This window comes from Streptomyces sp. NPDC006458, from assembly GCF_040612135.1.
In the GTDB taxonomy this organism is placed as follows: Bacteria; Actinomycetota; Actinomycetes; order Streptomycetales; family Streptomycetaceae; genus Streptomyces.
In genome coordinates this window covers 79509-102018 of the sequence record NZ_JBEXPR010000020.1, presented here as the reverse complement: position 1 = coordinate 102018, position 22510 = coordinate 79509, and the positions used below count along the sequence as shown (strand labels likewise).

The window sequence follows — 22510 nt, the reverse complement described above, 5'->3', positions numbered from 1 at the left end:
GGCGTTCACGCGGGGACCGGCACGGCGGTCAGTGCCTCCAGCCGCTTGATCCTGCGGCGTACGACGTACAGCGGGATCACCCCGAAGACTCCGAAGGACATGTCGATGACGCTCCACCAGAAGGGGATGCCCCGGATCGGCCCGCAGATCAGGGCGAGCGGGATGATCCCGGCGCAGGCGATCATCCCGAACTCGACGACCCAGATGTTGCGGACCGGGTCCCGGAAGACGCCGTAGAAGGCGACGGCGATGACCAGGTGGGCGAAGGCGAGCCAGTCGGTTCCGTAGAGGAGGAACGGGTAGTCGGCGTCGGCGGTGTCGAGCCCGCGGCGCACCTGGGTGATCCAGTCCGTCAGCCCCGGCAGGTGGTCCTGCACGGACAGGGCGTGCAACAGGTCCTCGGTCCAGCGCAGTTCGTGGACCAGCGGGAAGGCCGTGGCGCCGCTGAGCACCAGGCAGACGACGAAGAGGACCAGCCAGGCCCGGATGCCCTTCAGCAGGGCGGCTCTGTCATTCATGGGCCCAGCGTACGCCTGGAATTGAACACGTTCAAAAGCAGGGTCCCTGTCGCAACAGGGGCCCCGCTTCGGGCCGTTGTCAGCCGGCTGCCCGGAAGCGGCGCAGCCGCAGGGAGTTGCCGACGACGAAGACCGATGAGAAGGCCATGGCCGCACCGGCCAGCATCGGGTTGAGCAGTCCGGCCGCGGCGAGCGGCAGGGCCGCGACGTTGTAGGCGAAGGCCCAGAACAGGTTGGAGCGGATGGTGCCGAGGGTGCGGCGGGCGAGCCGGATCGCGTCGGCGGCCACGCGCAGGTCGCCGCGGACCAGGGTGAGGTCACCGGCCTCGATCGCCGCGTCCGTGCCGGTGCCCATGGCCAGGCCCAGGTCGGCCTGCGCGAGGGCGGCCGCGTCGTTGACGCCGTCGCCGACCATGGCGACCGAACGGCCCTCGCCCTGGAGGCGCCTGACGACGTCGACCTTGTCCTGCGGCATGACCTCGGCGATCACGTGCTCGGGGGCGATGCCGACCTCGGCGGCGACCGCCCGGGCGACGGCCTCGTTGTCCCCGGTGAGCAGCAGCGGGGTCAGTCCGAGGGCACGCAGCCCGGTGATGGCCTCACGGCTGGTGTCCTTGACGGCGTCGGCGACCTCGAGCACCGCGCGGGCCTCGCCGTCCCAGGCGACCGCGATGGCGGTACGGCCGCCCGCCTCCGCCTCGGCCTTGGCCCGCTCCAGTTCGGCGGGAAGGCCGATGGCCCATTCTCCCAACAGCTTCTCGCGGCCGACCAGGACGGCGTGGCCGTCGACGATGCCCTGCACGCCGAGACCGGCGATGTTGGCGAAGTCCTCCGGCACGGGCAGCGAGCCCAGCTTGTCCAGGGCGCCGGTGGCGACGGCCTGGGCGACGGGGTGCTCGGAGGCGTGCTCCAGGGCACCGGCCAGGCGCAGGACGTCCGACTCGTCGGCGCCTTCGGCGGTGTGGACGGCGAGCAGGGTCATACGGCCGGTGGTGACGGTGCCGGTCTTGTCCAGCACGATGGTGTCGACCTCGCGGGTGCTCTCCAGCACCTCGGGGCCCTTGATCAGGATGCCGAGCTGGGCGCCCCGGCCGGTGCCGACCATCAGCGCGGTCGGGGTGGCCAGGCCCAGGGCGCAGGGGCAGGCGATGATCAGCACCGCGACCGCGGCGGTGAAGGCGGCGGTCAGACCCGCGCCACTGCCGAGCCAGAAGCCGAGGGTGCCGATCGCGAGGGCGATGACGACCGGGACGAAGACACCGGAGATCCTGTCGGCGAGCCGCTGGGCGGCGGCCTTGCCGTTCTGCGCGTCCTCCACGAGCCGGGCCATCCGGGCGAGCTGGGTGTCCGCGCCGACCCGGGTGGCCTCGACGACCAGACGGCCGCCCGCGTTCAGGGTGGCACCGGTGACGGTGTCGCCGACGCCGACCTCGACGGGCACGGACTCGCCGGTCAGCATCGAGGCGTCCACGGCGGACGAGCCCTCCACCACGGTGCCGTCGGTCGCGATCTTCTCCCCGGGACGGACCAGGAAGCGGTCGCCGACGTTCAGGTCGCCGACCGCGATCCGCTCCTCGCGGCCGCCGCGCAGGACGGTGACCTCCTTGGCGCCCAGTTCCAGCAGCGCCTTCAGCGCCGCGCCCGCCTTGCGCTTGGAGCGGGCCTCGAAGTACCGCCCGGCCAGGATGAACGCGGTGACTCCGGCCGCGGCCTCCAGGTAGATGTTCCCCGAGCCGTCCGTGCGGGCGATGGTCAGCTCGAAGGGATGGGTCATGCCGGGCGTCCCGGCGGTCCCGAAGAACAGGGCCCACAGCGACCACAGGAACGCGGCCGAGGTGCCGACCGAGATCAGCGTGTCCATCGTCGCGGCCCCGTGCCGGGCGTTGGTCCAGGCGGCCCGGTGGAACGGCCAGGCCGCGTACGTCACCACCGGCGCCGCCAGGGTCAGCGACAGCCACTGCCAGTACTCGAACTGGAGCGCCGGGATCATCGCCATCGCGACGACCGGCACGGCGAGCACGACCGCGGTCACCAGCCGCTCCCTGAGCGGCCGCAGCTCATCGGGCTCGGCGGCCGGTTCGGGGCCGGGCTCGACCACGACCGGCCGCGGCTCGCGGGCGGTGTACCCGGTGGCCTCGACCGTCGCGATCAGGTCGGGCACGGTCACGGCGCCCGCGTAGGTCACCTTCGCCTTCTCGGTCGCGTAGTTGACCGTGGCGGTGACGCCGTCCATGCGGTTGAGCTTCTTCTCGATGCGCGCCGCGCAGGAGGCACAGGTCATGCCGCCGATGGCGAGCTCGACCTCGTCGGCGTCGGTGGCCGCGGGGGCCGTCGTGGTCATGAGGAGTCCTCCAGGACCGGATACGTATACCCCTCGGGGGTATCTGACACCTCAGGTATACCCCCCTCAGGTATTTCCTGGCAAGACCTTGTGATACCCCAGGGGGGTATGCATGAATGAAGGAGTCGCCTTGCAGCTGTACCGAGGAGCCCGAGATGAAGCCCGTAGTGAAGATCGCCGCGTTCGCCGCAGCCGTGGCCGCCACCTTCGGCACCGCCTTCGCCGTGGGAGACGTGGCCGGCCCGGTCTCCTCAGACGGCGGCGAGCGGTCCGCCGCCCACGGCGGCCACACCCCTGGCGGCAGGTCCGCCGCCACCCCGACCCGGGCGCAGCCGCCCGGCGGCCTCCAGATCTCCGAGGGCGGCTACACACTCGACCTTGAGACCGGCCGTGTACCCGCCGGCCGGGAGACCGTCCTGCGCTTCACCGTGCGCGACGAGGACGGCCGCCCCGTGACCGAGTACCGGCGTGAGCACGAGAAGGAGCTGCACCTGATCGTGGCGTCCCGTGACCTCACGACGTACCGCCATCTGCACCCGGTCCGCGGTGCCGACGGCACCTGGAGCACGGGCACGGACCTGCCCGAGGCGGGCTCCTACCGGGTGTTCGCCGACTTCACGCCCGCCGCGGGCGGCGAGAACCTGACGCTGGGCACCGACCTCGCGGTCACCGGGCGGTACGCGCCCGCGGCTCTGCCCGAGACCGGCGAGACCGCCACCGTCGACGGCTACACCGTCCGGCTCACCGGCTCACTCGCCCCGGGCGCGGACAGCGACCTCACCTTCGAGGTCACCCGGGCCGGCGAACCGGCCCGCCTCCAGACCTACCTCGGCGCCTACGGCCACCTCGTCGCCCTGCGCTCCGGAGACCTCGCCTATCTGCACGTCCATCCGCACGAGGAGGCCCACGGCACGGCGACCTCGGGCCCGGAGGTGGCCTTCACAGCTGCCGCGCCGAGCACCGGCGACTACCGACTCTTCCTCGACTTCAAGGTCGACGGCGAGGTGCGTACGGCCGCGTTCACGGTGCACACGGACGGTCGTACGGCCTCCGCCGCACCGGAGGCGGAACGCTCCACGGGGCACGGCCACTGACGGAACGATCCGGCCCGGTCGTGACGGAACGGTCCGGCCCGGTCAGGAACGTAACGGGCCCGGCACGGGCGGGAAGTAACGGGCTCGGCACGGGCGGGAAGTAACGGGCTCGGCACGGGCAAGAAGGGAACGGGCCCGGCCCGCAGGAAGGGAACGGGCCCGGCCGCCGAGGTAACGCGGTCGTCGCAACCCGGCGATCGCGCCGGCCCGGGCTCACGCGCTCGGCCCGGGGCGCGAACCGGCGCGGGCACGGGCGGATGCGGATGCGGCGGGCCAGGGCAGCTGCCGCGGGCACGGCCAGGCGCAGCGGGCACGGACAGATACACATCCGCAGGAGGCCCAGGCACCCCCGGGACACAGCGTGCGGCCCCGGACGGACCTTCCTCCGTCCGGGGCCGCACGCTGTCGCGCGGGGCCGCTTACGCGTCCAGCGACGTCATCACGTGCTTGATGCGGGTGTAGTCGTCGAAGCCGTAGGCCGACAGGTCCTTGCCGTAGCCGGACTTCTTGAAGCCGCCGTGCGGCATCTCGGCGACCAGCGGGATGTGGGTGTTGATCCACACACAGCCGAAGTCGAGCTTCTTGGACATGCGCATCGCACGGCCGTGGTCCTTGGTCCACACGGAGGAGGCGAGGGCGTACTCGACGCCGTTGGCGTACTCGACGGCCTGGGCCTCGTCGGTGAAGGACTGGACGGTGATGACCGGGCCGAAGACCTCGTTCTGGACGATCTCGTCGTCCTGGTTCAGGCCGGAGACGACGGTCGGGGCGTAGAAGTAGCCCTTGTCGCCGACGCGGTGGCCGCCCGCCTCGACCTTGGCGTGCGCGGGCAGGCGCTCGATGAAGCCGGTGACCTGCTGAAGCTGGTTGGGGTTGTTCAGCGGGCCGTAGAGGACGTCCTCGTCGTCCGGCTGACCGGTCTTGGTCTCGGCGGCGGCCTTGGCGAGCGCGGCGACGAACTCGTCGTGGATGGCCGCCTGCACGAGGACGCGGGTGGCCGCGGTGCAGTCCTGGCCGGCGTTGAAGTAGCCGGCGACCGCGATGTCCTCGACGGCCTTGGCGATGTCCGTGTCCTCGAAGACGACGACCGGCGCCTTGCCGCCCAGCTCCAGGTGGACGCGCTTGACGTCCTTGGACGCCGACTCGGCGACCGACATGCCCGCGCGGACCGAGCCGGTGATGGAGGCCATCGCCGGGGTCGGGTGCTCGACCATCAGGCGGCCGGTGCCACGGTCGCCGGTGACGACGTTGAAAACGCCCTTGGGCAGGATCGAGCCGATGATGTCGGCGATCAGGACCGTGGACGCGGGGGTGGTGTCCGACGGCTTCAGCACGACGGTGTTGCCCGCGGCGAGGGCCGGGGCGAACTTCCACACGGCCATCATCATCGGGTAGTTCCACGGTGCCACCTGCGCGCAGACGCCGATCGGCTCCCGGCGCACGATCGAGGTCATGCCGTCCATGTACTCGCCGGCGCTGCGGCCTTCGAGCATGCGGGCGGCGCCCGCGAAGAAACGGATCTGGTCGACCATCGGCGGGATCTCCTCCGACCGGGTGAGACCGATCGGCTTGCCGGTGTTCTCGACCTCCGCGGCGATCAGGTCCTCGGCGCGCTCCTCGAACGCGTCGGCGATCTTCAGCAGGGCCTTCTGCCGCTCGGCCGGGGTGGTGTCGCGCCAGGCCGGGAAGGCCGCGGCGGCGGCAGCCATGGCGGCGTCGACGTCCGCCTGTCCGGACAGCGGTGCGGTGGCGTACGCCTCGCCGGTGGCCGGGTTCACCACGTCGGTGGTCCGTCCGTCGGCGGCGTCCCGGAACTCTCCGTCGATGTAGTTGCGCAGACGACGCAGCTCGGTGGTCACGGCCGGCCCTCCTGTCGGGTGTCCATTCCTTGAGATGCCCACCCTAATCGCTCCGTCCACGGTTTCAACACCCCCCAGCCAGCCAGATCTGCGAAATCCGCAAGCCTGTATCACTGAAACAACGAATTTCATCGATCCGACCTTGCGAAACTGTCGAGTCCTCGTGCAAAGTGAGGTCGTGGCCAGTCGAAGCGCAGACCAGAGGGACTCCCGCGAGTCCAGGAACGGCACTCCCCAGCTGGATGCCGTGTCCCTCGCCATCATCGAACAGCTCCAGGAGGACGGCCGCCGGCCGTACGCCGCCATCGGCAAGGCCGTCGGGCTCTCCGAGGCGGCCGTGCGCCAGCGCGTCCAGAAGCTGCTCGACCAGGGCGTGATGCAGATCGTCGCCGTCACCGACCCGCTCACCGTGGGCTTCCGCCGGCAGGCGATGGTCGGCATCAACGTCGAGGGCGACATCGAGTCGATAGCCGACGCGCTGACGGCCATGTCGGAGGTCGAGTACGTGGTGATGACCGCGGGCTCGTTCGACATCCTCGCCGAGATCGTGTGCGAGGACGACGACCACCTGCTGGACGTCATCAACAAACGCATCCGGGCCCTGCCCGGCGTGCGCTCCACCGAGAGCTTCGTCTATCTGAAGCTCAAGAAGCAGACCTACATGTGGGGAACCCGATAACCGTGAGGACCCGATAACCGTGAGCACCAAGGACCTCAGCCGATCCGCGTACGACCACCTGTGGATGCACTTCACCCGCATGTCCTCGTACGAGAACTCCCCCGTCCCGACCATCGTCCGCGGTGAGGGCACCTACATCTACGACGACAAGGGCAGGCGCTACCTCGACGGTCTCGCGGGTCTGTTCGTCGTCCAGGCCGGTCACGGACGCACCGAGCTCGCCGACGTCGCCGCCAAGCAGGCGAGCGAGCTCGCCTTCTTCCCGGTGTGGTCCTACGCCCACCCCAAGGCCGTCGAGCTGGCCGAGCGCCTGGCGCACGAGGCCCCGGGCGACCTCAACAAGGTCTTCTTCACCACCGGTGGCGGCGAGGCCGTCGAGACCGCCTGGAAGCTCGCCAAGCAGTACTTCAAGCTGGTCGGCAAGCCCACCAAGTACAAGGTCATCTCCCGCGCGGTCGCCTACCACGGCACCCCGCAGGGCGCCCTGTCCATCACGGGTCTGCCGGCTCTGAAGGCCCCCTTCGAGCCGCTCGTCCCGGGCGCGCACAAGGTGCCGAACACCAACATCTACCGCGCCCCGATCTTCGGTGACGACCCGGAGGCCTTCGGCCGCTGGGCCGCCGACCAGATCGAGCAGCAGATCCTCTTCGAGGGCCCGGACACCGTCGCCGCGGTCTTCCTGGAGCCCGTGCAGAACGCCGGCGGCTGCTTCCCGCCCCCGCCCGGCTACTTCCAGCGCGTGCGCGAGATCTGCGACCAGTACGACGTGCTGCTCGTCTCGGACGAGGTCATCTGCGCCTTCGGCCGGCTGGGCGCGACCTTCGCCTGCGACAAGTTCGGCTACGTGCCGGACATGATCACCTGCGCCAAGGGCATGACCTCGGGCTACTCCCCGATCGGCGCGTGCATCGTCTCCGACCGCCTCGCCGAGCCGTTCTACAAGGGCGACAACACCTTCCTGCACGGCTACACCTTCGGCGGCCACCCCGTCTCCGCCGCGGTCGGCCTCGCCAACCTCGACCTGTTCGAGAAGGAGAAGCTGAACCAGCACGTCCTCGACAACGAGGGCGCCTTCCTCTCGACGCTGCAGAAGCTGCACGACCTGCCGATCGTCGGCGACGTCCGCGGCAACGGCTTCTTCTACGGCATCGAGCTCGTCAAGGACAAGGCCACCAAGGCCTCCTTCGACGAGGAGGAGACCGAGCGCGTCCTGTACGGCTTCCTCTCCAAGGCCCTCTTCGAGAACGGCCTGTACTGCCGTGCCGACGACCGCGGCGACCCGGTCGTGCAGCTCGCCCCGCCGCTGATCTCCGACCAGGGCACGTTCGACGAGATCGAGCAGATCCTGCGCGCGACGCTCACGGAGGCGTGGACGAAGCTCTGATCTTCAGCAAGAAAGATCATTTGGCCCCGGTGCCGCCCGTTCGAGTGAGAAACGGCGGCCCGGGGCCGCGTACTGTCCGGCCTCGCGCGACCCGCTGCCTAGCGTGCCCAGTGACCGATCGGCCCTGCCTTCGTTCCCCCGCACGGGGGATGAGGCACGGGAACTACGGATCTGAACGAAGGTGTACGCCCATGGAGGCCCCGCCGGACAACGACGTGCTCTGGGCACGCTCCCTGCACTACCAGCACAGCGACGGCTCGCCCGCCCTGAGCGGCGTCTCGCTCGGCGTCCGCGAGGGCGAGATCCTGGCCGTCGGGGGCCCGCGCGGCAGCGGCAAGACCGCCCTGCTCGCCTGCCTGTCCGGGCTGGTGCCCGCGCGACGCGGCGAGGTCTGGTTCAACAGCGTCCCCGTACACACCATGGGTCCCATGGCCCGCGAACGGCTGCGCCGCGACCGCTTCGGCTGGATCGACCCGGCCCCGGTGCTCGTGCCCGAGCTGAACGTCTGGGAGAACGCCGCCCTGCCCCTGATGCTGCGCGGCACGAGCCGCCGCCGCGCCAAGACCGCCGCGCTGGAGTGGCTGGAGCGACTGGACGTGGGCGAGGGCTCACGCCGACGCCCGCACCAACTGACCCACGCCGAACGCCAGCGCGTCTGCATCGCCCGCGCCCTCGCCCCCGCTCCCTGCGTGCTGTTCGCCGACGAGCCGACGGCCCCGCTGCACCGCGCCGACCGCGCGCACGTCCTGCGCACGCTCACCACGGCCGCCCGCTCGCACGGCATCACGGTCGTCCTGGCCACCCACGACGCGGAGACCGCCGCCCTGGCCGACCGCACGGTGTCCCTGCTGGACGGCCGCCGGGTGAACACGGTCCATCTGCCCCCGATGGCCGAGGCGGAAGGCCGGGCCCCGTGCTCGCTCTCCGTCTGAGCCGCGGCGCCCGCCCGGCCGTCCAGCTCCGCCGCCTGCTGGTCGCGGCCGCCTCGGCGGGCACGGGCTTCCTGCTGCTGTGCGCCCTCGGCCACGCCCTGACCCACCCCGACACCCCGGCCGCCTCCGCCCTGCGGCTGGCCTGGTGCGCGGCGCCGCTGGCCGCGACGGTCCACTTCGCGGTGGCGGTCGCCCGCGCGGACCCCGGCACCAGGCCCCGCGCCGGGCTGTCGGCGATCGGCCTGGGCCCGGCCCGTCTGATGGCCGTCTCCGCGACGACCACGGCCCTGTCCACGCTCCTCGGCTCCATGCTGGCCCTCCTCTTCTTCCTCCATCTGCGCGGCGACCTCACGGGCATGCCCTTCGACGGCGACGCCGCGGACGTGCTGGCCGCCGACCAGCCCCTGCCCCTTCCCGGGGCTCTGACGCTCCTCTCCCTGGTCCCGGTCATCGCCTCCGTGTCGGTGGGCGTCGTCCTGCGCCCACGGGAACCACGCCGAGCCGACGGCCCCCGCGTCTTCGGCCGCTTCGGCACGTACGGCCGCGCGGGCTCGCGGGAGACGTTCGGTGCCTACGGCAGATTCGGCGCACGATCGGACGGTCCGCGGCCGAACAGAGCGAAGTGGGACAGCCAGGGGCCGGACGGCCCGCGTCAGCCCGTGGACCCGGCCGTCGAGCCCGTCGGGCGCACCGGGCGCACCGCGTCCGTCACCCACCCGGTCCCGGCCCCCGGGCAGGCTCTCGCGGGGGCCCCCTTCGAAGCCGACGCACCCGAGGCCGACCCGCGCACCCCGGCCCCTCGCCCGACGGCCCTGCCCTGGGGCATCGCCACCCTCGCGGCCGGACTGACGGTCGAGGCCTACTCCCGCCGCACCTCCGCCCCCGACGGCCTCCCCCTCCCCGGCGGCCTCACCGGCAACTCCGCCGGTGCCCTGCTCGGCTGGGCCCTCACCGCCGTCGGCCTGGCCCTCGCCGGCCCCGGACTCACCCACCTGTGCGGCCGCCTTGTGCAGTCCGTCCGTCCCGGCGCCCTCCGCCTCCTCTCCGGCCGCGTCCTGATGGACGAGGCCACCCGCATCGGCCGTCCCCTGGGCGTCGTCTGCGCCGTCGCCTCCGCCGCCTACGCCATGGGCTCGCTGTACGACCCGAACGGCGACAGCATCGGCCCTCTGACCACCCTCGGCACCCTCCTGGTCGCCGGCTGCGCCCTGGCTACCCTGCTCACCGCCGCCGTGGAGGCCAAGCACTCCCGGGCCGACACCACGGCCGCGCTGCTCCGCCTCGGCGCCCCCGCGACCACCCTGCGCATGGCGGCGGCCCTGCGCGCCGGGGCACTGCTCGCGCTGTTCGGCCCGCTGACCCTGATCGTGGCGGAGCTCGCGGCCCAGCCGCTGACTGTCTGAGACCAGCCCGCCGGTGAGGGGCCGAGCCGAGACCAGTTGGGACGGGCGGGCCGAGACCCGAGCGGCCCGAGACCGGTTGGGGGGCGGCCCGAGACCCGAGCGGCCCGAGACCGGTTGGGACGGGCGGGCCAGGACCGGTGAGAAAAATTCCGCGAGGAGCGATGAGTTCCTCCTGGACCCCCGGTCTACCCCCACGAACGGCAAGACACCGACGGAAGAGACACCGCATGTACCAGCAGATGATCTTCGTGAACCTGCCCGTGAACGACCTGGACGCCTCCAAGAAGTTCTTCACCGGGCTCGGCTACACCATCAACCCCGAGTTCAGCGACGAGAACGCGGCCTCGGTCGTGATCAGCGAGACCATCGTGGCGATGCTGCTCACCAAGCCCTTCTACTCGACGTTCACCGACAAGGAGATCGCCGACGCCTCCAGGACCAGCGAGGTGCTGGTGTGTCTGAGCGCGGAGAGCCGCGAGCAGGTCGACGAGCTGGTCGACCGCGCGATCTCCCTCGGCGGCACCGCCACCGGCAAGACCCAGGACATGGGTTTCATGTACGGCCGCGCCTTCGACGACCTCGACGGCCACACCTGGGAGATCATGTGGATGGACCCGGAAGCCGTCCAGGGCTGACCCCAGCCGTCCCGAACGCGGTGCCTAGCATGGGCGCGTGCAGACGATGCCCGCCCATGCGGCCCACCACAACGACCGCGAGATAGAGACCCTGGAGGAGTTCGACGCGACTGTCGCCGCCCGCGGCACGCTCGCCGGATTCCGCGTCCAGGCCGTCGACCTGACGGACCGTACGCGCGAACTCCTCACCACCGACACCGCGGGCGCCGTCTTCCTCGGCTGTCCGATGCGCGAGAACGCGGCCGCGAAGGTCCGCGCCGACGGCGCGCTGGTCTTCCCGCCCGTCCCGCACCTCCCCTTCGACCCGTACCGCGGGCTGCTCTACACCCCTGACGAACTCTTCTCCTCCCTCTCCGACGGCGGTTACGAGGCCACGCCCGACGCCCGCGCCTACGCCTGGTTCCAGCAGACGAAGACGGACCGGGACATCCTCTCCTCCACACTCCGCGCCATCCATGACGACTCCGTCTCGGACGCGCTCGACGAACTCCTCACCGGCGCCCGCGTGGTGGGCGTGATGGGCGGCCACGCGATGGCCCGCGGCACCCTCGGCTACGCCGGTGCCGCCCGCCTCGGCCGTGAACTGGCCCGCGCCGGCCTCACCGTCGCCACGGGCGGTGGCCCCGGCGCGATGGAGGCGGCGAACCTCGGCGCGTACGCCGCTCCCCACGAGGACAGGATGCTGACGGAGGCCCTCGAACTCCTCGCCAAGGCCCCGGGGTTCAGCCCGTCCATCACCGACTGGGCGGCGGTCGCCTTCGAGGTGCGCGCCCGCTGGCCCAGGGGCGGCGATTCGATCGGTATCCCGACCTGGTTCTACGGCCACGAGCCGCCCAACCCGTTCGCCGCGCACATCGCCAAGTACTTCGCCAACGCCACCCGCGAGGACGGCCTGCTGGTCCGCTCCAACACCGGCGTGATCTTCCTGCCGGGCGCCGCCGGCACCGTGCAGGAGATCTTCGACAACGCGACCCCGAACTACTACGAGTCGCGTGGCGAACCGACGCCCATGGTGCTCGTGGACCGGGAACACTGGACGGAGCGGCTGCCGGCCTGGCCGCTGCTCCGGTCCCTGGCCCGCGACCGCTCGATGGAGACACGGATCGCGCTGGTCGACCGGATCGAGGAGGCTCCGGAGGCGTTGAAACGTCTCGGCGGTTAATGAGCAGGCAAAGGCAACCTCCTTGACGTGCACACGGATTGACACTGCCGACCGAGCGCTTATAAACCTGTGAGCCTCGTGGGGGAGTTGAAGCGTCCCCTCCGCGGTGCGCGTTTCGGCTCTCCTCGGATATCAACCCCCCTCAAATTGCACATCACTTAAGGACAAACGTGTCCATATCCCGCCGTAACGCACGCCATTCCGTGCGTGCCCTCGGTGTCGCCGCCGCTTCCGCCACGCTCGCGCTCGGTGTCGCGGGCAACGCGCTGGCCTGCGACATCAGCGAGTTCACCGCCGCCGCCGTGTGCGACGGAAACAAGGGCGTCATCACCGTCACCGACAAGGACCCGGCCGGCATCACCGCCACGGTCTCGGTCTACCTCGAGAACAACGGTGCCGACGAACGCCTGGTCGGCACCCAGGAGGTGAAGGGCTCCGCCAAGGGCACCACCATCACCTTCGCCGAGGACTGGAAGCCGAACGCGGAGTACCGCATCCACGTCGTGGCGAAGGGCTATGTCGACGACGACATCAAGCCGAATCTCGTGACGCCGTCCACCCCCTGCAAGAAGGACGACACCCCGAAGCCGACGCCGTCGGCCCCCTCGCCGACGCCCTCCGAGAGCGCCCCGTCCCCCTCGGAGTCGGCGACCCCGACCCCGACGCCGTCGGCCCCGCAGAGCGAGAGCGCACCGCCCGCCGACAACGCTCCCTCGCCCGCGGCCGGGGACTCCAACCTCGCCGAGACCGGCGCCAACTCCAACACCGGTCTCATCGCCGGTATCGCGGCCGCTCTGGTCGTGGTCGGCGGCGGCGCGGTCTTCTTCGGCATGCGCCGACGCGGCTCGAACAGCCGCTGACGCCTCGCTTCACCGGGGCGGCGCCGACAGCGTCGCCCCCACCGCGCGGCACGAGAGCGGGCCATCGTCCGGGGTCACTCGAAGGTGGCCCGCTCCAGCCAGAACTCCAGGAGCTCGCGCTCGCCGAGCACCTCCAGACCGGGGCTGTCCAGCGACACCCTCCGGTAGAACGCGAGCAGCACGGACGTGAGCGGGCCGCGCAGCGCGACGGTCGCCTTCTCGTGACCGCGCCGCCACACGACCCCGTCACCGGGAAGTTCGACGATCCACTCCGCGTTCAGCCCGGCCGGGGCATCGGTGGCGTGGAGGTGGATGCTGCTGCCGGGCACCTCCGGCTGGATCGGCCGCGTGCGCTGCAGCCACTGGACTATCTGGAGCCACTCGTCGACCGCGTCGGCGGCCACCTCGGGCGCGACCTCGAAGGGCAGGCCGGCCGCGAGGGTCGCGTCGGCGCGGTGGATCGTCACCTCGTGGCACATCCGGCGGGACCAGAAGCCCGCGTCGACCATCCCGGCCCAGGACCACACCTTGGCGTCCGGCCCGGCCTCCCGCAGAGCCGCGGTCACCAGGTCACCGGTCTCGGTGAGCCAGGCCTCCAGGGCCGCGGCGTCCCCCTTGACGGCGGGTCCGTCGACGAGCGGGATCTCCTCCTCCGGGATGTCCTGCTCGGCCCGGGTGCGCACCAGGGCCTCCACCCAGCGCAGGGCACCTCCGGTGTGCTCCACGAGCTGCTGAATCGTCCATTCGGGACAGGTCGGGACCGGGGCGGCGAGGGCGACGCCGGAGGTCAGCAAGGACCTCAACAGGCCGATCTGGTGGGTGATCTCGTCGCAGTATCGATCATGGGTGAGTCGCGTCATGCGTTTCACGATAGGAGCCGGGTGATCAACGGGCTCCGGGTTTTCCACAGGGTCGATCGGATCATCACACCGCCCTCCGGGATCACCCGAGCACCATGACCCTCGCCCCGTCGAACCGGAGTCACCCGAGGACCACGACATCCGCCCGTAGAACCGGAGTCACCCGAGCACCACAACCTCCGCCCCGTCGAACCAGAATCACCCGAGCACCACGACCTCCGCCCCGTCGAAGGCGACAGCCACCTCGTCCCCCACCCCCGGCGCGTCCCGCAGCGCGCAGGCCGCCTCCAGCCGGGGCCCGTCGCCGGGCTGAAGGCGGACCGCCACGTGGGTGCCCCTGAAGGTGCGCGCGGTCACCGTGCAGCGCAGCCCGTCCGCCACCGGCACCAACCGCACCCCGGCGGGCCGTACGAGCACGGCATGCGTCCCCTGCGGGGACCCCTCCGGCACGGGCAGCTTGCCCCAGGGCGTGTCCGCGGCCTCCCCGGTCACGGTCGCCGGCACCACGTTGTCGAAGCCGAGGAAGCGGGCCACGAACTCGTCCGCCGGCCGCTGCCACACCTCAAGGGGCGTACCCGACTGGGCGATGCGCCCGTCCCGCATCACCACGACCCGGTCGGCGAGCGCGAACGCCTCGCCCTGGTCGTGGGTGACGGCCAGCACGGTCGTGCCCAACCGGCCGAACAGCTCCCGCAGTTCCATGACCAGCCGCTCGCGCAGCGAGCGGTCGAGCTGGCCCAGCGGCTCGTCCAGCATCAGCAGCCGCGGCCGGGGCGCCAGGGCCCGCGCCAGCGCCACCCGCTGCTGCTCACCTCCGGACAGCGCGGCCACGGCCCGCCGCGCGGCACCCGGCAGCCCGACCAGGTCGAGCAGTTCCTGTACGTGTTGCTGCCGCTGTGCCTTGGAGACACCGTGCATCCGCAGTCCGAAGGCCACGTTTCCGCCCACGTCCCGCTGCGGGAACAGCTGGTGGTCCTGGAACATCAGCCCCACCCCGCGGCGGTGCGCGGGCACGCCCGTCTGGTCGCGGCCGTCCAGCAGCACGCGCCCGGAGTCCAGCGGCTGGAGCCCGGCAACGGCCCGCAGCAGGGTCGACTTGCCGCTGCCGCTCGGTCCGAGCACGCACACGATCTCGTGCTCGGCGACCTCCAGACCGACCCCGTCCAGCACCGCCCGTCCGCCGAACCGCACGGTCGCGTCTTCACAGCTGAGCAGCACTAGAACTCCCCCGTCCGATCCACGACCACCAGTTTCTCCAGCAGGAGCAGAGCGGTGGCGCACACCACCATGAGAATCGTCGAAAGGGCCATGGCCTGGCCGTAGTTGAGGTCACCGGCCCGGGACAGCAGCTTGGCCACGGCGACCGGCAGGGTCGGATTGTCGGCCCGCGCGATGAACACCGTGGCCCCGAACTCGCCGAGCGAGACGGCGAAGGCGAACCCGGCGGCCACCAGCAGCGCCCGCCGCACCATCGGCAGGTCCACCTCCCGCCACACCCGCCACGGGGACGCGCCGAGCACGGCCGCGGCCTCCCGCAGCCGCGCGTCCACCGCGCGCAGCACCGGCAGCATGGTCCGCACCACGAACGGCACCCCGACCAGCGCCTGCGCCAGCGGCACCAGCAGCCAGGAGGACCTGAGGTCCAGCGGCGGCTCGTCGAGGGCGATCAGGAAACCGAAGCCGACCGTCACCGCGGACACCCCGAGCGGCAGCATCAGCAGCGCGTCGAAGCCGCGCACCAGCCGCCCGGCGTCGCGCCGGGTGAGCGCGGCCGCCGCGAGACCGCCGATCAGGACGGCGACAAGGGTGGCGACGGCGGCGTAGGAGAGCGAGTTGCCGATCGCGTCGATCGGCGGCACCAGGAACACACCGCCGTCGGACGAGGTCAGCGCCCGGTAGTAGCCGAGGTCGGGGGCCTTGAGGGACCGCTGCACCAGCACACCCAGCGGCAGCACCAGCAGGACCACGATCGAGAGAAGCACCCCGGCGAGCAGGGCCCACTGCCCCGCCCCGCGCGGCCGCCGCGCGGTCCCGGCCGCGTCCACCAGCCGTAGGGCGCTCTCGCGCCGCCGTACGGTCCACGCGTGGACGCCGAGGATCGCGCCCACCGCGGCGAACTGCACCAGGGTCAGCACGGCGGCGGTGGTCAGGTCGAAGATCTCGGTGGTCTGCCGGTAGATCTCGACTTCCAGCGTCGAGAAGGTCGGCCCGCCGAGGATCTGCACCACGCCGAAGGAGGTGAAGGTGAACAGGAAGACCATCAGGGCCGCGGCGGCGACGGCGGGCCCGAGCGCGGGCAGGGTGACCGTGCGCCACGCGGTGAGGCGGGACGCGCCCAGCATCCGCGCGGCCTCCTCCTGCCGCGGGTCGAGCTGGGCCCACAGCCCGCCGACGGTGCGCACGACGACCGCGTAGTTGAAGAAGACATGGGCGAGCAGGATCGCCCACACGGTGGTGTCGAGCCGTACGCCCCACAGCTCGTCCAGCAGCCCGCCCCGGCCCAGGACGGCGAGGAAGGCGGTGCCGACGACCACGGTCGGCAGCACGAACGGCACGGTCACCACCGCGCGCAGCGCCTGTTTGCCGGGGAAGTCGAAGCGGGCGAAGACATAGGCGCCCGGCAGGGCGATCAGCAGGGTGAGCGCGGTCGAGGCGAGCGCCTGCCAGGCGGTGAACCACAGCACATGGCGGATGCCGGGGTCGGCGAGAACCTCGCCGAGCCGGCCGAACTGCCAGGCCCCGTCGACCCTCAGTCCGCGCTCGACGATCGCGACGACGGGGTAGGCGAAGAACAGCCCGAAGAACGCGACGGGCAGGGCCATGAGCCCGAGCCGCGCCGCGTTCCTCACGCGGCCTACTTCACTACGAGCGAGGTCCATGACTTGACCCAGTCGTCACGGTTCTCGGCGATCTTGGCCGGGTCCATGGTCTCGGGGTCCTTCGCGGCCGGGCCGTACTCGGTGAACTCGGCGGGCACCTGAGCGTTCTTGTTCACCGGGTAGACGAACATGTTCAGCGGCATGTCCGCCTGGAACTTCTCCGAGATCAGGAAGTCGATCAGCTTCTTGCCGCCCTCGGCGTTCTTCGCGTTGCTCAGCAGGCCCGCGAACTCGATCTGCCGGAAGCAGGTCCCCTCGGCGACGCCGGTGGGCGCGGTCTTCGGCTTCGGGTCGGCGTAGATCACCTCGGCGGGCGGCGAGGAGGCGTAGGAGACGACGAGCGGCCGCTCGGCCTTCGCGGCCTTGCCGCCGGCCGAGCCGGAGAACTCCTCGTTGTAGGCCTGCTCCCAGCCGTCGACCACCTTGACGCCGTTGGCCTTCAGCTTCGTCCAGTAGTCCTGCCAGCCTCCCCCATCGCCGTAGCGCGCGGCCGTGCCGAGCAGGAAGCCGAGGCCGGGCGAGGAGGTGGAGGCGTTCTCGGTGACGAGGAGGTTCTTGTACGCCGGCTTGACCAGGTCGTCCAGCGAGGCCGGCGGGGCCAGCTTGTGATCGGCGAAGTACTGCTTGTCGTAGTTGACGCAGATGTCGCCGTAGTCGACGGGCGTGACCCGGTGCTCGTCCTTGTCGAGCTGGTAGTCCGCTCCGACCTGGTCGAGGCCCTGGGCCTCGTAGGACTGGAAGAGGCCGTTGTCGAGCGCGCGCGACAGGAGGGTGTTGTCGACGCCGAAGAACACGTCGCCCTGCGGGTTGTCCTTGGTCAGGATGGCCTTGTTGACGGCCTGGCCCGCGTCGCCGTCCTCAAGGACCTTGACCTTGTAGCCGGACTCCTTCTCGAAGGCGGCGATGACGTCCTTGGAGACGGCCCACGAGCTGTGGCTGACCAGGGTGACCGTCTTGGAGCCCTGGCCGTCGGAGCCGGAGCCGGCGTCGGACGATCCGCACGCGGACAGCGTGATCAGGCCGAGGCCGACGGCCGCGGCGACGAACGTCTTGGTGTGCACTGGATTCCTCCTGGGATGGACCAGGAAGAGACGCGGCCCCGCCCGGGACCCCCTGCGGGGTGCCCGGGCAGGGCGCAACAGCTTGAGTGATGACCGAACTTCCTACCCAGAATGACCTGGGCGAGGTTCAGAGGGTCTGCGGCCCGATTGCCGCACTCTCAGCGCTGTGGCGCTCCCCTGTCGGAATATGAAGATGTGACTTCCGTTGTCGGACGCAGCCAGATTATCGCTCGGTGGCCGCCAGCTGACCACAGGCCCCGTCGATCTCCTGACCACGGGTGTCCCGGACAGTGACCGGCACCCCGTGCGCGGCGATGGCCTCCACGAACGCCTTCTCGTCCTCGGGCCGCGAGGCGGTCCACTTCGATCCCGGCGTCGGGTTCAGCGGGATCAGGTTGACGTGCACGGGCTTGCCCTTGAGCAGCCGGCCGAGGCGGTCACCACGCCAGGCCTGGTCGTTGATGTCCCGGATCAGGGCGTACTCGATGGACAGCCGGCGCCCGGACTTCTCCGTGTACTCGAAGCCGGCGTCGAGCACCTCGCGCACCTTCCACCGCGTGTTCACGGGGACGAGCGTGTCGCGCAGTTCGTCGTCGGGGGCGTGCAGGGAGATCGCGAGCCGGCACTTGAAGCCCTCGTCGGCGAACCGGTGGATCGCGGGCACGAGCCCGACGGTCGACACGGTGATACCGCGCTGCGAGAGCCCGAGCCCGTCAGGGGCCGGGTCGGTCAGCGCCCGGATCGCCCCGATGACGCGCTTGTAGTTGGCGAGGGGCTCGCCCATTCCCATGAAGACGATGTTGGACAGCCGCGCGGGCCCACCGGGAACGTCCCCGTCCCGCAGGGCGCGCATCCCGTCCACGATCTGGTGGACGATCTCGGCGGTGGAGAGATTCCGGTCCAGTCCGGCCTGTCCGGTGGCACAGAACGGACAGTTCATCCCGCACCCCGCCTGCGAGCTGATGCACATGGTCACCCGGTCCGGGTAGCGCATCAGCACGGACTCGACGAGCGTCCCGTCGAACAGCCGCCACAGCGTCTTGCGGGTGGTCCCCTCGTCCGTCGACAGATGCCTTACGACCGTCATCAGCTCGGGGAGCAACGCCTCCCGCAGCCTGTCTCGGGAACCGGCGGGGATGTCGGTCCACTCCTGCGGGTCGTGGGCGTACCGCGCGAAGTAATGCTGCGAGAGCTGCTTGGCACGAAACGGCTTCTCCCCGACCTCGGCCACCGCCTCCTTGCGTTCGGCGGGCGAGAGATCGGCGAGATGCCGCGGCGGCTTCTTGGCTCCGCGCGGCGCGACAAAGGTGAGTTCTCCGGGCTTGGGCATGGTCCTACCAGTGTCGCAGATCGTTATGAGTGGCCTGCGATGTGAGGACCTCGCCGTTGCGTTCAAGGGCCTTGCCGGAATCCGCGGCCACGAGATCGCCTGCGGACGTGACCGTGCCACGCGGCCTACGTGGTCTGCTCCAGCAGCTGCTTGAGCAGCAGCTCGTCCCGTGGCAGCTCCTTGCGGACCTGCGGGCGGACGACGAGGGGCAGCAGGACCTTGCCCAGGCCATGGCCCTCGAAGTCGATCTCGATCGTGACGCGGGAGCGACGTCCCTCGTCGAGCGGCTCGATCGAGCCGTGGGTGCGCGGCCTGACAGGGCCCTCGACTCCGTGCAGGTCCCAGCTGTACGGAGGGTTGAGCATGTCGAACTCCACGGTCATCGGGAACTCGCGGGTGCCGATGCGACGGGTGACCTTGACCTGCGAGCCAGGGTGCATCGGCCCCTCCTCCAACGGCTCCGCCGCGACCGCGCTCAACTGCCATTCGGTCAGGTGGGAGGGGTTGGTGACATATGCGTAGACATCTTCCGGCGGGCGGTCGACGTCGATGGATTCTCGGATGGCGGTCATGGCGACCCCCTGTGAGGCGACCCCCGGTGAGGGCGTACACCGAAATCGTCCCACTCGGCACACTCAGCGGCCAATGCCCCGGAGAACGCGGTCGAGCCCCCACCCGGGAGGGGCAGGGGCTCGATGTCGCATCGGCGTTCGACTATGGCGTCGTACGAGCGAAGGAACGATCAGCCGGAGCCGACGAACAGCACCAGCAGCAGCCACACCACCGGGGCGGTGGGCAGCAGGGAGTCCAGTCGGTCCATGATGCCGCCGTGGCCCGGCAGCAGGGTGCCCATGTCCTTGATGCCCAGGTCCCGCTTGATCATGGATTCGCCGAGGTCGCCCAGTGTGGCGCTGGCCGCGACCGCGAGGCCGAGCAGCAGACCCTGCCACCAGGTGCCGTCGTCGACCAGGAACTCCATGCACAGCGCACCGGCGACCATGGCGAACGAGACCGCGCCGAGCAGTCCCTCACGGGTCTTGCCGGGGCTGATGCGCGGGGCGAGCTTGTGCTTGCCGAAGCGCCAGCCGACCGCGTACGCCCCGGTGTCGCTGACCACGGTCAGCAGCAGGAACGTCAGCACCCGCCAGGCCCCGTCGTCCGCCGTGAGCATCAGTGCGACGAAGGTGGCCAGGAACGGCACATAGAACGCGGCGAAGACACCCGCCGTGACGTCCTTCAGGTAGCCCTCGGGCGGCTCGGTCATGCGCCAGACCAGAACGGCCAGCGCGGTGAGCGCCATCGCCACCCACGCGCCCTCGGCGCCCCGGACATACCCGGCGACGACCATCGCCGCACCGCCCAGCGCCAGCGGGACGAGGGGCGCCTTGATGCCCTTGCGCTCCTCCAGCCTGCTGGTCAGCTCCCACAGACCGACGACGACGGCGACCGCGACGACACCGACGAACACGGCCTTGACGACGAACAGCGACGCCACGATCACCGCGCCGAGCCCGACGCCGACCCCTATCGCGGCACCCAGGTCCCGGCCCGCGCTCTTCTTCTGCGGTGCGGGCGCCGGTTGCGGGGCGTCGGGCATGGGCTCCGGATTCTGCGGCACCACCCGGGAGGGCTGCGCCTGCGGCATGTCGTACGGCCGCACGTGCGGCGTCTCGTCGCGGAACAAGGGGCCACTCAGCCGAGTGGCCCCCCTGTCGTCATCCTGGTCTCCGCCATACGCGGGTACGCCGGGAACGATGGGCATGGGGCGAGTCTGCTGCGCCTGAGGCGCATCGTACGCGGGACCCGCCGGGGCAGCCCCTTGGACATACCCCTGGCCAGGCCCCTGGTCGGACGGCCCCCAGTACCCGGCTTGTGGCGGCGCTCCCCAGGAAGAGTCGTTCATCAGACCTCGAGCAGCTCCGCTTCCTTGTGCTTCAGGAGCTCGTCCACCTGGGCGACGTACTTCGCGGTGGTGTCGTCGAGTTCCTTCTCCGCACGGCGGCCCTCGTCCTCACCGACCTCGCCGTCCTTGATCAGCTTGTCGATCGCGTCCTTGGCCTTGCGGCGCACGGAGCGGATGGACACCTTGGCGTCCTCGCCCTTGCCCTTGGCCACCTTGATGTACTCGCGGCGGCGCTCCTCGGTGAGCTCGGGGAACGTCACACGGATGATGTTGCCGTCGTTGCTCGGGTTGACGCCCAGGTCCGAGTCGCGGATGGCCTGCTCGATGTTGCGCAGCGCGCTCTTGTCGAACGGGGTCACGACAGCCATGCGCGGCTCCGGCACGGAGAACGAGGCCAGCTGGTTGATCGGCGTCGGCGCGCCGTAGTAGTCGGCCACGATCTTGTTGAACATCGCCGGGTGCGCACGGCCGGTGCGGATCGCGGCGAAGTCCTCCTTGGCGACCACGACGGCCTTCTCCATCTTCTCCTCGGCCTCGAGGAGGGTCTCTTCGATCACCACTTGCTCCTGCGTGTCTTGAGTAAGGCCCGGCTGCGGTTCCTCGTCGGGGCGGCGGCCGGCTGCGTCGCGTCTTCTTCTGCACGGTTCCCGACCGGCAGGACATTGTCCATCCCTCGGCCGGGCTCCGGGTGAATCTCCGGTCAGGCCCGGGAGCCCTGGTCACCCACCAGCGTGCCGATCTTCTCACCCTTGACGGCGCGAGCGATATTGCCCTCGGCCAGAAGCTCGAAGACGAGGATCGGCAGCTTGTTGTCGCGGCACAGCGTGACGGCCGTGGCATCGGCGACCTTGAGGTCGCGGGTGATGACCTCGCCGTAGCCGAGGGCGTCGAACTTCACCGCGTCCGGGTTGGTCTTCGGGTCGGAGTCGTAGACCCCGTCCACGCCGTTCTTACCCATCAGCAGCGCCTCGGCGTCGATCTCCAGGGCGCGCTGTGCGGCGGTGGTGTCGGTGGAGAAGTACGGCATACCCATACCGGCGCCGAAGATGACCACACGGCCCTTCTCCAGGTGGCGCACGGCACGCAGCGGGATGTAGGGCTCCGCGACCTGGCCCATGGTGATGGCGGTCTGCACCCGGCTGTCGATGCCCTCGTTCTCCAGGAAGTCCTGGAGGGCGAGGCAGTTCATCACGGTGCCGAGCATGCCCATGTAGTCCGAACGGGCACGGTCCATGCCGCGCTGCTGGAGTTCGGCGCCGCGGAAGAAGTTGCCGCCACCGATGACGACCGCGATCTGGGCGCCGTCGCGTACGACCGCGGCGATCTCACGGGCGATCTTGTGTACCACATCGGGGTCCACGCCCAGGCCCCCGCCGCCGGAGAAGGCCTCTCCGGACAGCTTCAGCAGATACCGGCCGGGTACTTTGCCGTCGTCGCTCTTCTGGGCCTTCGTGGTCATGGAGATCCCGCCTCTTTCACGTGTTGCACATACGAAGAAGGCCATTGCCGCTGGGGTGTGTTTCCCATGCTGGCAATGGCCTCCTCGTCAGATCTGCTGTCGTCCGTCACACGCGCGTTCCGCGGTGTACGCGGACGACTGCGGTCGACCC

The 22510-nt window shown here is 70.7% G+C and carries 20 protein-coding genes and 1 riboswitch; of the genes, 8 read left to right on the top strand and 12 right to left on the bottom strand.

All coding sequences use genetic code 11. The features are described 5' to 3' along the window. Window positions 1-5: 5 nt before the first annotated feature. Window positions 6-518 carry a hypothetical protein gene (locus ABZZ79_RS26100; protein ID WP_356692561.1) on the bottom strand — a complete coding sequence of 171 codons (513 nt, stop codon included), beginning with the start codon at window positions 516-518 and terminating at the stop codon, window positions 6-8. Between the two features lie 79 nt (window positions 519-597). Next, the gene (locus tag ABZZ79_RS26095) at window positions 598-2859 is read right to left on the bottom strand and encodes a heavy metal translocating P-type ATPase (protein ID WP_356692559.1); all 2262 of its coding nucleotides are present in this window, start codon (window positions 2857-2859) and stop codon (window positions 598-600) included. Window positions 2860-3014: 155 nt separating this feature from the next. On the opposite strand from ABZZ79_RS26095, the gene ABZZ79_RS26090 reads away from it, so the two are divergent. Beyond that, a complete protein-coding gene (locus tag ABZZ79_RS26090; protein ID WP_356692557.1) occupies window positions 3015-3953 on the top strand; it encodes a hypothetical protein in 939 nt (312 codons plus the stop codon). Between the two features lie 419 nt (window positions 3954-4372). Here the strand turns inward: ABZZ79_RS26090 and ABZZ79_RS26085 are convergent, their stop codons facing one another. Then, entirely contained in the window at window positions 4373-5812 is a 1440-nt protein-coding gene (locus ABZZ79_RS26085) for a gamma-aminobutyraldehyde dehydrogenase (RefSeq protein WP_356692555.1), read from the bottom strand. Between the two features lie 163 nt (window positions 5813-5975). Between ABZZ79_RS26085 and ABZZ79_RS26080 the strand changes: the two genes are divergently transcribed. The 7 genes from ABZZ79_RS26080 (at window position 5976) to ABZZ79_RS26050 (ending at window position 12867) form a co-directional block, all read left to right on the top strand. Beyond that, window positions 5976-6491 (top strand): Lrp/AsnC family transcriptional regulator, encoded by a 516-nt coding sequence (locus ABZZ79_RS26080; protein ID WP_356692553.1) that lies wholly within the window; start codon window positions 5976-5978, stop codon window positions 6489-6491. 19 nt (window positions 6492-6510) lie between these two features. Further along, entirely contained in the window at window positions 6511-7875 is a 1365-nt protein-coding gene (locus ABZZ79_RS26075; protein WP_356692551.1) for an aspartate aminotransferase family protein, read from the top strand. A 191-nt stretch (window positions 7876-8066) separates the two neighbouring features. Then, entirely contained in the window at window positions 8067-8807 is a 741-nt protein-coding gene (locus tag ABZZ79_RS26070; RefSeq protein ID WP_356692549.1) for an ATP-binding cassette domain-containing protein, read from the top strand. Continuing rightward, the gene (locus tag ABZZ79_RS26065) at window positions 8789-10210 is read left to right on the top strand and encodes a hypothetical protein (RefSeq protein ID WP_356692547.1); all 1422 of its coding nucleotides are present in this window, start codon (window positions 8789-8791) and stop codon (window positions 10208-10210) included. The genes ABZZ79_RS26070 and ABZZ79_RS26065 overlap by 19 nt, the downstream gene beginning before the upstream one ends. Before the next feature lie 227 nt (window positions 10211-10437). Next, window positions 10438-10845, top strand: a complete 408-nt coding sequence (locus ABZZ79_RS26060) for a VOC family protein (RefSeq protein ID WP_356692545.1) — start codon at window positions 10438-10440, stop codon at window positions 10843-10845. A 37-nt stretch (window positions 10846-10882) separates the two neighbouring features. Continuing rightward, window positions 10883-12007: an LOG family protein gene (locus ABZZ79_RS26055; RefSeq protein WP_356692543.1), complete on the top strand. Its 1125-nt coding sequence runs from the start codon at window positions 10883-10885 to the stop codon at window positions 12005-12007. A 203-nt stretch (window positions 12008-12210) separates the two neighbouring features. Continuing rightward, window positions 12211-12867 (top strand): LAETG motif-containing sortase-dependent surface protein, encoded by a 657-nt coding sequence (locus ABZZ79_RS26050; RefSeq protein ID WP_356692541.1) that lies wholly within the window; start codon window positions 12211-12213, stop codon window positions 12865-12867. A gap of 74 nt (window positions 12868-12941) precedes the next feature. On the opposite strand, the gene ABZZ79_RS26045 is transcribed toward ABZZ79_RS26050, so the two are convergent. The 9 genes from ABZZ79_RS26045 to pyrH form a co-directional block, all read right to left on the bottom strand. Further along, window positions 12942-13727, bottom strand: coding sequence for a maleylpyruvate isomerase family mycothiol-dependent enzyme (locus tag ABZZ79_RS26045; RefSeq protein WP_356692539.1), 786 nt, complete (start codon window positions 13725-13727; stop codon window positions 12942-12944). A 198-nt stretch (window positions 13728-13925) separates the two neighbouring features. Continuing rightward, complete coding sequence (locus tag ABZZ79_RS26040) at window positions 13926-14945, bottom strand: ABC transporter ATP-binding protein (RefSeq protein ID WP_356692537.1); 1020 nt, start codon at window positions 14943-14945, stop codon at window positions 13926-13928. Next, entirely contained in the window at window positions 14945-16606 is a 1662-nt protein-coding gene (locus tag ABZZ79_RS26035) for an iron ABC transporter permease (RefSeq protein ID WP_356692535.1), read from the bottom strand. The genes ABZZ79_RS26040 and ABZZ79_RS26035 overlap by 1 nt, the downstream gene beginning before the upstream one ends. Further along, window positions 16582-17667, bottom strand: a complete 1086-nt coding sequence (locus tag ABZZ79_RS26030) for a thiamine ABC transporter substrate-binding protein (RefSeq protein ID WP_356692533.1) — start codon at window positions 17665-17667, stop codon at window positions 16582-16584. Before ABZZ79_RS26030 ends, ABZZ79_RS26035 begins: the two co-directional genes overlap by 25 nt. Window positions 17668-17748: 81 nt before the next feature. Beyond that, window positions 17749-17856, bottom strand: a riboswitch (TPP riboswitch). Between the two features lie 34 nt (window positions 17857-17890). Continuing rightward, window positions 17891-18997 carry a 23S rRNA (adenine(2503)-C(2))-methyltransferase RlmN gene (rlmN, locus tag ABZZ79_RS26025; RefSeq protein WP_356692531.1) on the bottom strand — a complete coding sequence of 369 codons (1107 nt, stop codon included), beginning with the start codon at window positions 18995-18997 and terminating at the stop codon, window positions 17891-17893. A 125-nt stretch (window positions 18998-19122) separates the two neighbouring features. After that, a complete protein-coding gene (locus ABZZ79_RS26020; protein WP_356692529.1) occupies window positions 19123-19569 on the bottom strand; it encodes an SRPBCC family protein in 447 nt (148 codons plus the stop codon). Window positions 19570-19739: 170 nt separating this feature from the next. Then, window positions 19740-20900, bottom strand: a complete 1161-nt coding sequence (locus ABZZ79_RS26015) for a phosphatidate cytidylyltransferase (protein ID WP_356692527.1) — start codon at window positions 20898-20900, stop codon at window positions 19740-19742. Continuing rightward, entirely contained in the window at window positions 20900-21457 is a 558-nt protein-coding gene (gene frr, locus ABZZ79_RS26010; protein ID WP_356692525.1) for a ribosome recycling factor, read from the bottom strand. The genes ABZZ79_RS26015 and frr overlap by 1 nt, the downstream gene beginning before the upstream one ends. Before the next feature lie 143 nt (window positions 21458-21600). Further along, window positions 21601-22359 carry a UMP kinase gene (gene pyrH, locus ABZZ79_RS26005; protein ID WP_356692523.1) on the bottom strand — a complete coding sequence of 253 codons (759 nt, stop codon included), beginning with the start codon at window positions 22357-22359 and terminating at the stop codon, window positions 21601-21603. Window positions 22360-22510 lie beyond the last annotated feature (151 nt).

Coding starts and splice junctions, on each gene's coding strand:
- ABZZ79_RS26070 (WP_356692549.1), top strand. CDS start 8,067: ATGGAGGCCCCGCCGGACAACGACGTGCTCTGGGCACGCTCCCTGCAC.
- ABZZ79_RS26020 (WP_356692529.1), bottom strand. CDS start 19,569: ATGACCGCCATCCGAGAATCCATCGACGTCGACCGCCCGCCGGAAGAT.
- ABZZ79_RS26045 (WP_356692539.1), bottom strand. CDS start 13,727: ATGACGCGACTCACCCATGATCGATACTGCGACGAGATCACCCACCAG.
- pyrH (WP_356692523.1), bottom strand. CDS start 22,359: ATGACCACGAAGGCCCAGAAGAGCGACGACGGCAAAGTACCCGGCCGG.
- ABZZ79_RS26090 (WP_356692557.1), top strand. CDS start 3,015: ATGAAGCCCGTAGTGAAGATCGCCGCGTTCGCCGCAGCCGTGGCCGCC.
- ABZZ79_RS26060 (WP_356692545.1), top strand. CDS start 10,438: ATGTACCAGCAGATGATCTTCGTGAACCTGCCCGTGAACGACCTGGAC.
- ABZZ79_RS26015 (WP_356692527.1), bottom strand. CDS start 20,900: ATGAACGACTCTTCCTGGGGAGCGCCGCCACAAGCCGGGTACTGGGGG.
- ABZZ79_RS26100 (WP_356692561.1), bottom strand. CDS start 518: ATGAATGACAGAGCCGCCCTGCTGAAGGGCATCCGGGCCTGGCTGGTC.
- ABZZ79_RS26095 (WP_356692559.1), bottom strand. CDS start 2,859: ATGACCACGACGGCCCCCGCGGCCACCGACGCCGACGAGGTCGAGCTC.
- rlmN (WP_356692531.1), bottom strand. CDS start 18,997: ATGCCCAAGCCCGGAGAACTCACCTTTGTCGCGCCGCGCGGAGCCAAG.
- ABZZ79_RS26035 (WP_356692535.1), bottom strand. CDS start 16,606: ATGGACCTCGCTCGTAGTGAAGTAGGCCGCGTGAGGAACGCGGCGCGG.